Raw genomic sequence first — 13,317 nt, 5'->3', positions numbered from 1 at the left:
CCACTAAAAGGAACCTCCGCACATAAGCCGATTCCACTCCTCGAGCTCCGGAAGCTCGCTTTGCTGGACGCCCGGTGGGGTAATCGCGCACAACTGTTTTAGCTTGCCCCTGTTTCCGAATGTTAGGATAACCTCCGTCCGAATCGGACGGCTGTCAATCTCGAACGTTAACTCCGCATGTCCGGTGCTGTAGCTGCCATCGTCGAATTCGGCTCTGATCCCATCGAATGTCAGCAGCTTGAAATCTTGTTTTTCGAATAATTCCCGCATGTCATTCGGCCAACTGTTGTTGGCGGTGGAATCCTCGAACCGATTCATCGCCTCATTAAAATCTTGCTTGCGAATCTGCTCTAAAAAAGCTTCTGTGTTATTTTTCAGGAGTGGCGGATTCCAAAACCAGCCTATCGTCTGGAAGAAAAAGTAGGCAGCTGTACCGATGCCAATCGCGAAAATGACAATTTTAATCCCTAAACTTGTTCGTTTGCTCACGTTATACCTCCGCTATGCTTACATATTACCCTATAATTAGAAACGCATGTTGTTCAGAAAAGTTGCCTTTCTATAGGCGATTTCTGAATTATGGCTATCTGGGAAAAAAGATCACTTTAAAAATAGAAATGGCGCTGCTAGAGAAACTTTCCCCGCACCGCCATTTCCGGCTTTTTCGCAGAAACCTGTTTCAGCGACGTTATCGTCTGTTTGCCGAAAGCTAATCGGACAATCCCCCATGTGGCTCAAACGTCCTTCGGATTGCTTCGCAATTCGCAGCCGTTATCTCGTCTTAAGAGCCGAAAGTTTCCAGCGGAATGGACATGACGTTAATTCGCGAGCCGTCCTTCGCGCTGTATTCGAACAACTCCAGCGTCAGCGTGCCGTTAACGGGCTGCCCAGATTCCGGAATTTCGAGTTCAATCGCGAACGGTGACCATGCCGGAGCCCCTTCCGCAAGAGTATGGAATTGTTCCAGCAAATAATTATGCCCGTCCTCGACGGCATAATTCATGACTGCTTCGAATACCCGCGCAGTTCCCGATACGATATATCTGCCATTAGAACCGTTGACGCTGACATTGCAAAATGCATTGTTGCATGGGCGCATATCCTCGCTTGCAGTGATATGGACTCGCCTTAAAGCATCATCCCAAGCAACCGATGCCCCCAACAGATCGCCTACGGACCGAAGGGGCACATACGTACTTCCCTGATAATTCAGCATGGGCAATTTTCCATCCGTATAAGCCACATTATTTACGAATACCGGATACGATGCTTCCGTCAAAGAATACGTCGTCTTCTGCGTCGCCGCCATCGAAGGCAGCGCCGTCATGAGCAATCCTCCCATGACCAAGCCTATTATGAATCCTTTCGCATTTTTAAACAAACTTGCACCTCTCTTCTCCTCAATTCCCTCAGCGGGATTTATTCCATCTTATGCAGAAGAATAGTGAATCCATGAATGACGAATCTTCGGCGATAGAGAAGGCGCTGGGCAAAATCGCATACAAACAAAGCAAATACTCGCCCTTGCAACTCGATTGCGCGCACGATACGGTTGTATGACTACTAACAACAGAATGGAGCGTGCGCCTGCTATGTTTGTTAATCGCCTTTCAATAAGCAGCTGGAGTCTTCATCGCTGCCTTGGTCCACTTCGCTGGACCGTCTGGGATCAGACTTCCCGGACTCAGTCCACCAACATTCAGGAGCAGCCGGAGCTTTTTTCGCTCCTTGATCTGCCATCCGACGCCGCTTCCCGAGGATTGTCGTATCTGGAGCTCTGCCATTTTCATTTCCCATCCCGAGAGGACGATTATTTAAAGAAACTCCGTTCCTCGTTTGCCGATGCCGGTATCGCCTTTCATACTTTGTTAATTGACTATGGCGACATCTCCTCTCCGGATCCCGTACGCCGGGAATCCGATATCGCTTATTTGAAGGGCTGGATGGAGACCGCTGCCCTGGCGGGCGCCGCTGCCGTCCGAATCGTCGCCGGCGAACAGCCGGCCGGAGACTCGGAGGCGATCCGGCGAAGCGCGAATGCTCTGCTTGAACTGAGCCATTACGGGACGCCGCTAGGCGTTAAAGTCGTCACGGAAAATTTCCGCGATCTGACATCCACCGTAGACAGTTGGAGAAATCTGCTTGCCGAGACGGGCAATGAGGTGTCCACTATCGTCGATTTCGGCAATCTGGCTAAGAAGGAGAAGGAAGCGGGCATCGTCTTTGGAACGCCTCTCGCGCACTCCTTCCATGCCAAGCCGGAGTACGGCGACGATGGTTCCATTAACGCCGAATCGCTGCGGCAGCTGCTCCGACTAGCCGGAGCGGGCAATGCCGATGCGCCGGTGTCCCTTATTTTCGACCGGGACGGGGATATGTGGGAAGGCATCGAGAGGATCAAGAGCGTCGTTCTGAGCGTATAAGAATAGCCCCGCGAAAAAAACAAAGACGCTCTGTCATCCAGTACATTCACTTGGATGCGAGCGTCTTTATTGTTCGGCATAAATATTGCCGCTTATGACATTTTTACGAGGCTGTAGTTCTTTTTGCCTTTGCGGATAATGATAAAGCGGCCGCCAATGGCTTGATCTTCGGACACCTCAAGCGTGAGGTCGGTTACGCGTTCGCCGTTCATGGAGATGGCGCCGTTCGTAATATCTTCGCGCGCTTGGCGTTTGGATGGTTCGATGCCGAGATCCACGAGCCAGTCGACGATGTTTTTCGCCTCGCGGCCCGATTCGAACGTCGGCATTTCCTTGAAGCCCTGCTCGATCTCGTCCGCCGTCAAGGAGCCGATATCGCCCGTGAACAGAGCCGCCGTAATACGCTTCGCCTGCTCCAGCAGTTCCTCGCCGTGCACAAATCTCGTCATCTCTTCGGCAAGCTTTTTCTGAGCTTCGCGTTTATGCGGCTCTGACTGCACCTTTTCCGCGAGCGACTCGATCTCTTCCATCGACAAGAAGGTAAAGTACTTCAAGTATTTGACGACATCGCGGTCGTCCGTATTCGCCCAGAACTGGTAGAATTCGAACGGCGTCGTTTTGTTCGGATCGAGCCAGATCGCGCCGCCCGCCGTCTTGCCGAACTTCGTCCCGTCCGCTTTGAGCATGAGCGGAATCGTTAGTCCAAATGCCTTGGCTTCGCTGCCTTCCTTCTTTCGGATCAGGTCCAGGCCGCTCGTAATGTTGCCCCATTGATCGGAGCCGCCGATTTGCAATTGCACATCCTCGTTCTGGAAAAGGTGAAGGTAGTCGAGCGATTGCAGAATCTGGTACGAAAACTCAGTGAAAGAGATTCCGCTGTCGAGACGACTGGACACGACGTCCTTCGCCAGCATCGTGTTGATGCTGAAGTTTTTGCCGTAGTCGCGCAGAAATTCGATAACGTTGATCTTGTGCGTCCAGTCGTAGTTGTTGACCATCCGGATGTTGTTGTCGCCATCCGTGACGAACAGCTTGCGCAGCTGCGCCGTTAGCGCTTCAACATTGTCCTGGATCTGCTCCAGCGTCTGCAGGGATCTCTCCGACGTACGGCCGCTTGGATCACCAATAGTACCCGTTGCGCCGCCGATCAGGATAACAGGACGATGGCCGGCCAGCTGGAATCGCTTAAGCACCATAAAGGGGATCAAATGTCCGATATGCATGCTGTCGCCCGTAGGATCCACGCCGCAGTATAGCGACACGGCTTTCTCGTTCGTCAAGGCGCGGAGTCCCTCCGCGTCGGTCTGCTGATTAATGGCGTCGCGCCATTCCAATTCGTCGATAATGTTCATTTGCTCTGCACTCCTTCGATTATTCGTGAAATAAGGGGAAACGGTTGCGCCAACCCTTTAAATGCCTGGAAACTAGGCAAAACGGCTACGCCGTCCAGTGGAGGCGGGGCGCGTTTCGTTTCGAAAATTATTGAGAAAGCACGGGGAAATCCTATACTTTCTTAACAATTAAAAAAACGCCCCTAGTCTATGGAAGACATAGGGACGATTATTAACCGTGTTACCACCCAAATTGCATCAACTAAGCAGCGCCCGCGGACGTGTCGTTGATACCACTCTAGGCGAGATATCGTTCGCCAATCCGCCCGGCATTACCCGAGATGCTCCAGAGTGTATTTCGCAGGCTTAATGTGTGCCGGGTTCCATCGCCCCCCGGCTTTCTGGGACAGGGACTAAGCCGCTACTGCGCTCTTTCGACGCAAGTCGCTTATAAGATTAAAGCAAGTATAGAGAATGACGCATGGATTGTCAACCGTCTCTATCGATGTCTGTGTCGATGCCTGTGTCGACGTCTCTCCCGGCTAAGTCTCTGTCCGTTCTATTGGCCCGTTTCTCTCTCGCATCCGAAGGGGGGTACCCGTAATATCGTTTAAACAGCTTGCTAAACGTATAAATATCGGCATACGCCAACGCATCCGCTACTTCCGTTACGGTCATGGCCGTCTCCTCCAGCAAGTGGACCGCGCGCTCCATGCGCAGCTTCGAAATCGTTTCCTTAAGCGTCAGCCCGGTATGACGTTTCATGAGCGAGCTAACGTAACGAGCGGTGAGACCCGAGGGGGCTGCTACAGCTTCGTAATCGATCTCCTCCGACAGCCGAAACCGTATCTCGTTATGCACTTGCTGGATCATCTGTTCAACATAATAGTTGCGCTGCGGCATAAGCTGCCTTTCCTTTGCCTTGCGCCAACGGGTCAGAATCAACTTAAGCAGCAGGTCGAACTCGGCTTCCTCCCCCGTCTCCGCCAAAGAAGCCAAATCGACAAGCTGGTGAAGCAACGGCTCCATCCGGTAAGTATCACCAATATGGACGCAGCGCTGCTCGGTCAAGGGATCGGGCAGCTCTCTCCCGTGCTTCGTTTTTTTATTCACGATTGTAAAATGGCAATAGAGTACAGTAAGCGGATTGTTCGGGCGATGGCTGGCTTTGATCTCGTCGCCAGGATGCAATATAAAGCATGAGCCAGGCCGAATGTTATACTTGTCTCCGTTGATCCACATATCCCCTTGTCCTTTGGCGGCATACCAGAGGTCGTAATCCGTCAGCGGAAGCGGCTGCCAGGACCAGTTCGGCTCACATCTGGCTTTGCCGCTCGAGCCGCTTCTCGCAAAAAAACGCTCTTCCCAAGGCCATGCTGCCGACTCTCCGCCAAACTTGATTCCCATCATTGCCACCCCCCATTATTAGCATCTTTGTCCAAATTCATGCGATTGGATTCCATTTCTATATCGTATGCTCCCTGATACTCTATTGGCAAGGGATATTTATTAATATTAAGGGAGGAATAGACAATGAAAGGAACCACGTTAACTCCGGAGCAAATCAATTCCATGTTATACCAATACGATAAGGTGCATGTAAGTCTAAACGGAATCAAAGAGCTGCAAGAGGTACATTATGCGCAATACAAACAAACGGGATTCCTTTCCGTCGATGGCGTGCTGAATGAGAATGAAGTTGGGCAAAGCATTCAAGCGATTATGGATTTGCTCCATGTCGATCGTAAAAAGTCGCGTCTGCAATTCACGAAACCCGAGCAAGAATTGAATACACCGGAAGAACGCGAACTGTCCATTCGGAAAATTCACGAATTCGTGGATTCCGAGGACCGATTACGCAAAATCGCCTATCACCCCGACATCATCGGCACGATTCGACGCCTATTCGGCGAAGAGCCGAAGCTGATTCAGGATATGGCGCTGCTCAAGCCCCCGCACGGCGGCGGCGAGAAACCTTGGCATCAGGATATGGCCTATGGCAACCTGACCTATACGAAGTCGGCTATCGGAGTATGGATCGCCCTTGACGAGGCTACGGCAGACAACGGCTGCATGCACGTCATTCCCGGATCCCATCAAGAGGGCGCCACGCCTCATTACGCTGTACGCGACTGGCAGCTATGCGACACGCAAGTACCGGTAAACAAAGACGTTATCGTTCCCTTAAAGCCAGGCGGCGTATTGTTTTTCCATGGATTGCTGTACCACGGAACCCCGTCCAACTTCTCCACGCTTCGCAGACGAGCCTTGCAATTCCATTACGTGCCAGCCTCTGCCGAAAAGATAAATGCTAAAGAGTACAAACGGATGTTCACGAACGAAATGACCGACGCGGAATGTTGAATCGAGCGGTGTAACTGACAAGGGGGTGCTCAACGTCTATTGTGACTTTAAGCAGCCCCATTGGGCCCGCGCATGGCCAAACGTGTATGAAATTTCATACTCAAACAGCCCATTAGGCCAGCGACTGGCCAAACGTGTATGAAATTTCATACTCAAACAGCCCATTAGGCCAGCGACTGGCCAAACGTGTATGAAATTTCATACTCAAACAGCCCATTAGGCCAGCGACTGGCCAAACGTGTATGAAATTTCATACTCAAACAGCCCATTAGGCCAGCGACTGGCCAAACGTGTATGAAATTTCATACTCAAACAGCCCATTAGGCCAGCGACTGGCCAAACGTGTATGAAATTTCATACTCAAACAGCCCATTAGGCCAGCGACTGGCCAAACGTGTATGAAATTTCATACTCAAACAGCCCATTAGGCCAGCGACTGGCCAAACGTGTATGAAATTTCATACTCAAACAGCCCATTAGGCCAGCGACTGGCCAAACGTGTATGAAATTTCATACTCAAACAGCCCATTAGGCCAGCGACTGGCCAAACGTGTATGAAATTTCATACTCAGACAGCCCATTAGGCCAGCGACTGGCCAAACGTGTATGAAATTTCATACTCACACAGCTCATTGGGCCCGCGACTAGCTGAACGCTGCAAAAGGCTTGTGAGTTACTAAGAACCCACCTAATGCCTCCGCTCGGAATGCCCCATCATCCCCACCGCTTCGCACCATTCTTCCTCACTCAGCGCTTCGCCGATCAGTTCCAAGCAAATGATGCCCATTAATCGACCATTGCGAAGCCGTGTTCGTCAACATTCAAGTAACGAATCGGTCCAGTCCCGCGACTTGAAGCCCAAGCAGAACCCCTAGGAGCTTCCCAGCGCGATATGCCAGGGATTCGATCGAAATCCTCGTACCGCCCCTGGCATGTGGACTATTTTGCCGCAGTCTCTCATTTGGCGAGCCTGTCCCCATTACGACTTGCAAGCAGCACAGAACACAAAAAAAATCGCCCTCGGTCCGTAACAGAACCGAGGGCGATTCGTCCTTTTAAATCCGTCATACCATCGGCTGGGTAATGGAGTTCTTATAACCCAACCGTTTGAGCCAATTGCCGCAAAGCTCCGTCCAACGCGCCGTATCAGGCAGATGATGCGCCAGCCCGACGCCGTGCTCGCCCTTCTCGAAAATATGCAGCTCGAACGGCACCTGATGCCGGCTCAGAGCCATAGCGAACATCATGCTGTTCTCGACCGGTACGGGTCGATCCTCGGCGGTATGCCACAGAAAAGTCGGAGGCGTCTCTGCACTCACCTGCATATCGTTGGATAACGAACGGAGCAGCTCCTCGTCCGGATTCGCGCCAAGCTGCGCTTCCACCGAACCTCCATGCGTGAAGGGTTCCATAAAAGAGATAACGGGATAACACAAGATTAGCGCGTCCGGTCTGCAGCTATGCCGTTCTACCGGATCCTCGCTCTCGACGTCGCCATTGTCAAAATGCGTGCCTACCGTCGATACGAGATGCCCTCCGGCCGAAAAGCCTAAAAGCGCTATCCGATCCGGATTAACACCCCACTCCGCCGCATGCTGCCGAGCGAATCGGACCGCCCTCTGGGCATCCACCATGGGAACCGGATATTGATAAGGTTTGACGCGGTAATGCAAGACTGCAGCAGAGATGCCAATGGAATTCAGCCAATCCGTGATGGGATAAGCCTCATGAGCCGCTCTCCCTCCATAGCCGCCGCCTGGACAAACGATGACGAGGCCTTCGCGTTCTTGTTCCGGCACGAGGAACAGCTCCAGCCTCGGGACATCTTCGTTCGACGTCCCTTTCGCCAGCGGAGCATCTCCTTCCCATAATCGGTATAGCATGTCGTTCTACCTTCCCTTCTACCCCCGGATAAAATGATGATCGCAATCGTCCTCGATCATCTCATAGTTGAGCCGCAACCGTCAATTGCTTCGCCGGCTCGACAGCATCGAACCACCAGTGGTATCCGTCCCGCGCCAGCAGTTCGTCGGCTTCGGCCGGTCCGTACGTGCCTGCCGCGTAAGTATGCAGCGGAACGCTATTTTCCTCGTAAGCTTCCAGGATCGGTTGCACCCAAGCCCATGAAGCTTCCACTTCGTCCCAATGCGCGAAGTACGTTCCGTCGCCCAAAAGGGCGTCATGAATAAGATTCTCGTATGCTTCGGGAAGATCGCCTTGGCCGGGATCGATGTCGATGCAGATCGGCTTGGAGGCTTCCTTGACGCTTGCGCCCATCGTGTTGAGCTGCAACGAGATGCTTTCGCCTGGACTCATCTCAATGACGAGCAGATTCGGTTCCGCCGCGCCGTCTTCGGATACCGAGGATTGCTTGAGCGGCTCCTTGAATTCGATGACGATGCGCGTCGACTTCTCCTTAAGGCGTTTGCCCGTACGGATATAGAACGGAACGCCGCGCCAGAAGGAATCGTCGATGCTCAGTTTGGCCGCAATGAACGTATCGTTCATCGAACCTTCCGCGATTCCGGGTTCGGAGGTATAGCCGTTAACCGGCTGACCCTGGAGGTAACCTGCACCGTATTGGCCGCGCACGATGGATTTGGCGACATCGGCCTTCTGAAGAGGCTCGAGCGCCTCCATGATATGTTTTTTCTTAAAACGCACCACTTCCGCATCGCTTCCGGTAGAAGTACGGATCGCCGTCATCATAAGCAGCTGCAGCATATGGTTCTGGAACATGTCGCGCAGCGCGCCGACATGGTCGTAATAACCCGCTCGCTCCTCTACGCCAACCGTTTCGTTTGCCGTAATCTGTACGTTGGCGATGCTGCGGTTCGTCCATAACGTCTGGATGATAGGATTGCTTTGCTGTAAAACCTTGAAGCGTTGAAGCATCGGCTTGCCAAGATAATGGTCGATGCGGAAAATCTCCTCTTCCGCAAACGCTTTGCCCAGCATCGCGTTCAGTCCTCTTGCCGTCTGCAAATCGTGGCCGAACGGCTTTTCGATGACGAGACGTTTCCAGCCGTTCGCGGAGCCAAGACCGCTTTCCTGAATATTCTCGGCAATCGTCTCGAAGTACTCCGGTCCGACCGACAGGTAGAACAATCGATTCGGCGCAAGATCCAGCTTTTGTTCGCGGGACTCGATGCGGCCTAGCAGTTTGGCATAATCCTCAAGATTGCCGATGTCCAGCACGCTGTAGCTGAATGCTTGCAAAAACGCCGCCAGCTTGGATTCGTTCACCGACTTGCGCCTGGAGAAATCGCGGATGGATTGTTCGATATTCCCTCTAAATTTGTCGTCCGACCAGTCCCTGCGGCCCAAGCCAATCAGGGCAAACGATGCTGGCAATTTATTATCAATAAATAAATTAAACAGGGCAGGGTAAATTTTGCGTTTGGCCAAATCGCCGGTTGCCCCGAACAATACGAATGTAGTTGGTTCCATGTTCCTACTCCTCCTAATAAAGGATGATCTATGTTTAGCTTAGCTTTACTATAATACGAAGTTAAGCCATACAAGTAATTAATATATTTCAGAGTAGCTATAAACACAGTGTATACCTGAAGTCACAATCGTTTTCCAACGTTTTCACCTGGGTATCCCCGCATTAATTCCGAAAGGCAATTTTAAATCAGATATTCCAGAAAAGCCGTCGCTATACCAAAGTAAATAAGGAGGGACAATATGTCGTTAAGCGTTGTAATGAGCGGACCCGATGCAACGGCCGGATCCACCTTAAGCCTGTACAGAAGGATTGGAATTACCGTTCCGGCAAGCGTGCCGATAACGAGCGTCACGACAAGCGAGCTTCCCACCACCAGTCCCAAGACCGGACTTCCTTGCCAAACGTAGGCGATAACGGAAATGAGCGTGCCGCAAATGCCCCCAATCAACAATCCCACCAGTAATTCTCGCCAAATGAGCCGTTTGATGACGCCGCTAGTCGCTTCCCTGGTGGTCAGCCCCCGTACAACGACCGCCAGGGATTGCGTACCCGTATTACCGGTCATGCCGGCAATCATGGGCATAAAAAATGCCAGTGCCACTACTTTGTCCAACGTTTCCTCGAATCGGCTAATAATCGTTCCGGATATAACGCCAATCAGCAGCAGCAAGATTAACCATGGCAATCGCCGCCAAGCGGCAACGATCGCCTTCGTATCGAAGTCGATCGACTTGCCCGACGCGGACAGCTTTGCGATATCCTCGGAAGCCTCGCGAATGACGACGTCGATGATATCGTCGACAGTGACGATTCCGACCAATATTCCGCCATCCTCCACGACAGGTACTGCAATAAAATCATATCTTTCGATCATGCGCGCTACATCCTCTTGGTCCATGTCGGAAGGTACAGAAATAACCCTCTCGTACATAATGTCGGCAATCCGCTCTTCCGCATCCGCCAAAATAAGATCGCGATACGACACGACGCCGAGCAGCTTTTTCTCTCCGTCAACAACATACAAATAACTGATCGACTCGGCGATTTCAGCGAATTCCTTCAGTTTCTCCACGGCATTGCGCACCGTAAAATGCAAAGGAATCCAGACATACCGGTTCGTCATGATCCGCCCCGCCGTTTCGGGCGCATAGGTCATGAGATGCCGAACGGCCTGAGACTCCTCTTCTTTCATATAATCCAGAAAGGACTGCTTCCTCTCCTCGGACAACCCGCCTAGCAGCCCAGCCAAATCGTCCTTGTCCATTCGGTCCATAAGTTGAGCCGTCCGCTCCACGCCGAGCAGCTCGAACACCTCGATTTGCGGTTCCCGCTCCATCTCTCCGACCATGGCGGTCAGAAGCTCCATGGTGAGATAGATAACGAATCCGGCACGTTGTTTGCCTGGCAACCGATCGTATACGCCTGCCAGATCATACGGTTGGAGCTCCTCGGCCAGAGCAAGAAGCTGTACTTTATCCCCTGCCTCGAGCGCGCGAAGTATATGCATATCAATTTCCGTTACGTTCATGTGCATGACCATCAACCCCTTCCCCGGAGGAACGTTGCCCCTGTTATTTATACCCAAACCTATCAGCGAATAAAACGGACGGGAAGGAATCGCTTTAGGTATGCAGCGAACATTCGAATTTCCATAACAATAGAAAAAACGCCGAAATAATCGACGTTTTTTTTATGATCGCGGCAACCTCGGTTCTGGTCGTATTTTGCCTAGGAGCAAGCAATGGTGGACCGTTACGTCTTGCGCATGTACGCGCGCACCGTCAGAGGAGCGAACACGATCACGATGACTGCAGCTCCTGCCAATGAAATGAATAAATGCTGGCCGACGGTGCCAGCCTGGGTTAGTTCCCTCACGGCAGAGATAAGATGGGACACGGGATTCGCGTTAACGAACCACTGCAGCCACTTCGGCATGGTCTCGACCGGAACAAAGGCGTTCGATAAAAACGTCAAGGGGAATAACGCCAGCATGGAGATGCCTTGCACGCTGGAAGCCGTTCTTGCGATGACGCCGAAGAAGGCGAAGATCCAACTGATCGCCCATGCGCAAAAGATGACCAGCACGCTGGCGAGCGCAACCGTCCCAAACCCCGCTTCGGGACGATATCCCATTATATAACCCATGGCGAAGGTCAAAGTCGTAGCGATGGTATAACGCACCGTGTCGGCCAATAGCGCTCCCGCAAGCGGAGCAATGCGCGCGATCGGCAGCGACTTGAACCGGTCGAACACCCCTTTGTCCATATCCTCCCGGAGCTGGACGCCCGTCACGAGGGAGGTCGTAATGACCGTCTGCACAAGAATGCCGGGTATAATGACCGGCAAGTAGCTCTGCACGTCGCCGGAGATGGCGCCACCGAAGATGTAAGTAAACATCAAGGTAAAAATGATGGGCTGGAGCGTGACGTCGAAGAGCTGCTCCGGCGTCCGTTTGATTTTGAGCAGCCCCCTGTAAGCCATCGTAAGCGAGTTTCGTATCGTCTGGCCGAGACTGGTGTAATTGCGAAGCTTCCCGTTGACAGAGTTTCCCGTTGTCGAATGGTTCATCCTATTGCCACCTCTTTCTTAGTCGCTCCGGCTTCCTCGGATGTTTTCACGCTGACTTTATCCTGTCCTGTAATGGTCAGGAACACCTCGTCAAGCGTCGGCTTCTGGACGCTGAACTCCGACAGCGGAATGCCGGCCCCCCGAAGGGCAAGAAGTAGATCCGTCACAGAATCCGCATTCGCCATTGGCGCCGTAATCGTGCCTGCCTCCGCCGTGATGCCCGCCTTCGTCCCCAATACCTCTTCGATGATACGCTTGGCTTGCGCCAGATTTCCCGGATCCTCGATGTTTAAGTGCAGCGATGAAGTGCCTACCGACGCCTTGAGCTCGTTGACCGTACCTTCGGCTACGACGCGTCCGTGATCGATTACGGCTACCCGATCCGCCAGTTGATCGGCTTCATCCAAGTATTGCGTTGTAAGCAATACCGTAGAACCCGTCTTTACGAGTCGTCTGATCGTATCCCACATCTGGGATCTCGTTCGCGGGTCCAGTCCTGTCGTCGGCTCATCGAGAAAGATGAGCGGAGGCTGCGAGATCAGGCTGGCCGCCAGGTCCAGGCGGCGCCTCATGCCTCCCGAGAACTCCTTGAGCGGCCGCTTCGCCGCCTCCGACAATCCGAATTCCTCCAGCAACTCCACTGCTTTGCGCTTCGCTTCGCCTCGTCCCAAACCTAGCAGCCTAGAGAATATAACAAGATTCTCCGTCGCGCTGAGCGATTCGTCGACCGAGGCGTACTGTCCCGTAACGCCGATCAATTGGCGAACGATCTGAGCTTCCTTGGCTACGTCATGGCCGAAGATCTGTGCAGAACCCGAGTCGGGACGAAGTAGCGTTGCCAGCATCCGGATCGTCGTCGTTTTGCCTGCTCCGTTCGGGCCCAGCACCCCATAGATGCTTCCCGCCTTAACTTGGAGATCCACTCCGTCCACGGCCCGGTTATTTCCGAAGGTCTTGACGAGTCCCTTCGCTTCGACCGCCCACTCCTTCGCCATGCCCTTTGTAGTTTTCGAATGTATGACCATCGTATTTCCTCCTATCCTGTACTCTGTTGATTGCTTCCATAAGGGCATCATATCGCGGGAATTTAAACGGAATTTAAACGCCCTCCGACTAAAATATGAAACTCTTTCTTCCTATCGACTTATAAAATTCGCCAATTAGCGGAATGGTAATGAGG

At 52.5% G+C, this 13,317-nt stretch carries 11 protein-coding genes and 1 other annotated feature; of the genes, 2 read left to right on the top strand and 9 right to left on the bottom strand.

Annotated features, from left to right (window positions below; all coding sequences use genetic code 11):
- Positions 1–3 precede the first annotated feature (3 nt).
- Positions 4–489 carry a hypothetical protein gene (locus B1748_RS22485; RefSeq protein ID WP_087570192.1) on the bottom strand — a complete coding sequence of 162 codons (486 nt, stop codon included), beginning with the start codon at positions 487–489 and terminating at the stop codon, positions 4–6.
- Between the two features lie 292 nt (positions 490–781).
- Positions 782–1,327, bottom strand: a complete 546-nt coding sequence (locus B1748_RS36975) for a Gmad2 immunoglobulin-like domain-containing protein (RefSeq protein WP_256975870.1) — start codon at positions 1,325–1,327, stop codon at positions 782–784.
- 265 nt (positions 1,328–1,592) lie between these two features.
- Here B1748_RS36975 and B1748_RS22475 point away from each other — a divergent pair, with 265 nt between their 5' ends.
- Positions 1,593–2,423: a sugar phosphate isomerase/epimerase family protein gene (locus B1748_RS22475; RefSeq protein ID WP_087570191.1), complete on the top strand. Its 831-nt coding sequence runs from the start codon at positions 1,593–1,595 to the stop codon at positions 2,421–2,423.
- Positions 2,424–2,515: 92 nt separating this feature from the next.
- On the opposite strand, the gene tyrS is transcribed toward B1748_RS22475, so the two are convergent.
- Positions 2,516–3,775, bottom strand: coding sequence for a tyrosine--tRNA ligase (tyrS, locus tag B1748_RS22470; RefSeq protein ID WP_087570190.1), 1,260 nt, complete (start codon positions 3,773–3,775; stop codon positions 2,516–2,518).
- A 197-nt stretch (positions 3,776–3,972) separates the two neighbouring features.
- Positions 3,973–4,201, bottom strand: a binding site (T-box leader).
- Positions 4,202–4,243: 42 nt separating this feature from the next.
- Positions 4,244–5,164 (bottom strand): AraC family transcriptional regulator, encoded by a 921-nt coding sequence (locus tag B1748_RS22465; protein WP_087570189.1) that lies wholly within the window; start codon positions 5,162–5,164, stop codon positions 4,244–4,246.
- A 123-nt stretch (positions 5,165–5,287) separates the two neighbouring features.
- Here B1748_RS22465 and B1748_RS22460 point away from each other — a divergent pair, with 123 nt between their 5' ends.
- Positions 5,288–6,118 carry a phytanoyl-CoA dioxygenase family protein gene (locus B1748_RS22460; protein WP_087570188.1) on the top strand — a complete coding sequence of 277 codons (831 nt, stop codon included), beginning with the start codon at positions 5,288–5,290 and terminating at the stop codon, positions 6,116–6,118.
- A 1,064-nt stretch (positions 6,119–7,182) separates the two neighbouring features.
- Here B1748_RS22460 and B1748_RS22455 read toward each other — a convergent pair.
- The 5 genes from B1748_RS22455 to B1748_RS22435 form a co-directional block, all read right to left on the bottom strand.
- Positions 7,183–8,001 (bottom strand): alpha/beta hydrolase, encoded by an 819-nt coding sequence (locus B1748_RS22455; RefSeq protein WP_087570187.1) that lies wholly within the window; start codon positions 7,999–8,001, stop codon positions 7,183–7,185.
- Positions 8,002–8,062: 61 nt separating this feature from the next.
- A complete protein-coding gene (gene zwf / locus B1748_RS22450) occupies positions 8,063–9,568 on the bottom strand; it encodes a glucose-6-phosphate dehydrogenase (RefSeq protein ID WP_087570186.1) in 1,506 nt (501 codons plus the stop codon).
- A 182-nt stretch (positions 9,569–9,750) separates the two neighbouring features.
- Positions 9,751–11,109 (bottom strand): magnesium transporter, encoded by a 1,359-nt coding sequence (gene mgtE / locus B1748_RS22445; RefSeq protein WP_087570185.1) that lies wholly within the window; start codon positions 11,107–11,109, stop codon positions 9,751–9,753.
- A 212-nt stretch (positions 11,110–11,321) separates the two neighbouring features.
- Positions 11,322–12,137: an ABC transporter permease gene (locus B1748_RS22440; RefSeq protein WP_087570184.1), complete on the bottom strand. Its 816-nt coding sequence runs from the start codon at positions 12,135–12,137 to the stop codon at positions 11,322–11,324.
- Positions 12,134–13,162, bottom strand: coding sequence for an ATP-binding cassette domain-containing protein (locus B1748_RS22435; protein WP_087570183.1), 1,029 nt, complete (start codon positions 13,160–13,162; stop codon positions 12,134–12,136). Before B1748_RS22435 ends, B1748_RS22440 begins: the two co-directional genes overlap by 4 nt.
- Between the last annotated feature and the right edge of the window lie 155 nt (positions 13,163–13,317).

Origin of the sequence: Paenibacillus sp. MY03 (genome assembly GCF_002165585.1) — a bacterium.
GTDB lineage: Bacteria > Bacillota > Bacilli > Paenibacillales > Paenibacillaceae > Pristimantibacillus > Pristimantibacillus agaridevorans.
The sequence above is the reverse complement of the archived record's forward strand: the minus strand, read 5'-3'. Positions and strand labels throughout refer to the sequence as shown.

What these genes read in the sequence shown, in the direction of transcription:
- B1748_RS36975 (WP_256975870.1), bottom strand. Translation starts at nt 1,327, where the DNA reads ATGACGGCGCTGCCTTCGATGGCGGCGACGCAGAAGACGACGTATTCT.
- B1748_RS22475 (WP_087570191.1), top strand. Translation starts at nt 1,593, where the DNA reads ATGTTTGTTAATCGCCTTTCAATAAGCAGCTGGAGTCTTCATCGCTGC.
- tyrS (WP_087570190.1), bottom strand. Translation starts at nt 3,775, where the DNA reads ATGAACATTATCGACGAATTGGAATGGCGCGACGCCATTAATCAGCAG.
- B1748_RS22465 (WP_087570189.1), bottom strand. Translation starts at nt 5,164, where the DNA reads ATGATGGGAATCAAGTTTGGCGGAGAGTCGGCAGCATGGCCTTGGGAA.
- B1748_RS22460 (WP_087570188.1), top strand. Translation starts at nt 5,288, where the DNA reads ATGAAAGGAACCACGTTAACTCCGGAGCAAATCAATTCCATGTTATAC.
- B1748_RS22455 (WP_087570187.1), bottom strand. Translation starts at nt 8,001, where the DNA reads ATGCTATACCGATTATGGGAAGGAGATGCTCCGCTGGCGAAAGGGACG.
- zwf (WP_087570186.1), bottom strand. Translation starts at nt 9,568, where the DNA reads ATGGAACCAACTACATTCGTATTGTTCGGGGCAACCGGCGATTTGGCC.
- mgtE (WP_087570185.1), bottom strand. Translation starts at nt 11,109, where the DNA reads ATGGTCATGCACATGAACGTAACGGAAATTGATATGCATATACTTCGC.
- B1748_RS22440 (WP_087570184.1), bottom strand. Translation starts at nt 12,137, where the DNA reads ATGAACCATTCGACAACGGGAAACTCTGTCAACGGGAAGCTTCGCAAT.
- B1748_RS22435 (WP_087570183.1), bottom strand. Translation starts at nt 13,162, where the DNA reads ATGGTCATACATTCGAAAACTACAAAGGGCATGGCGAAGGAGTGGGCG.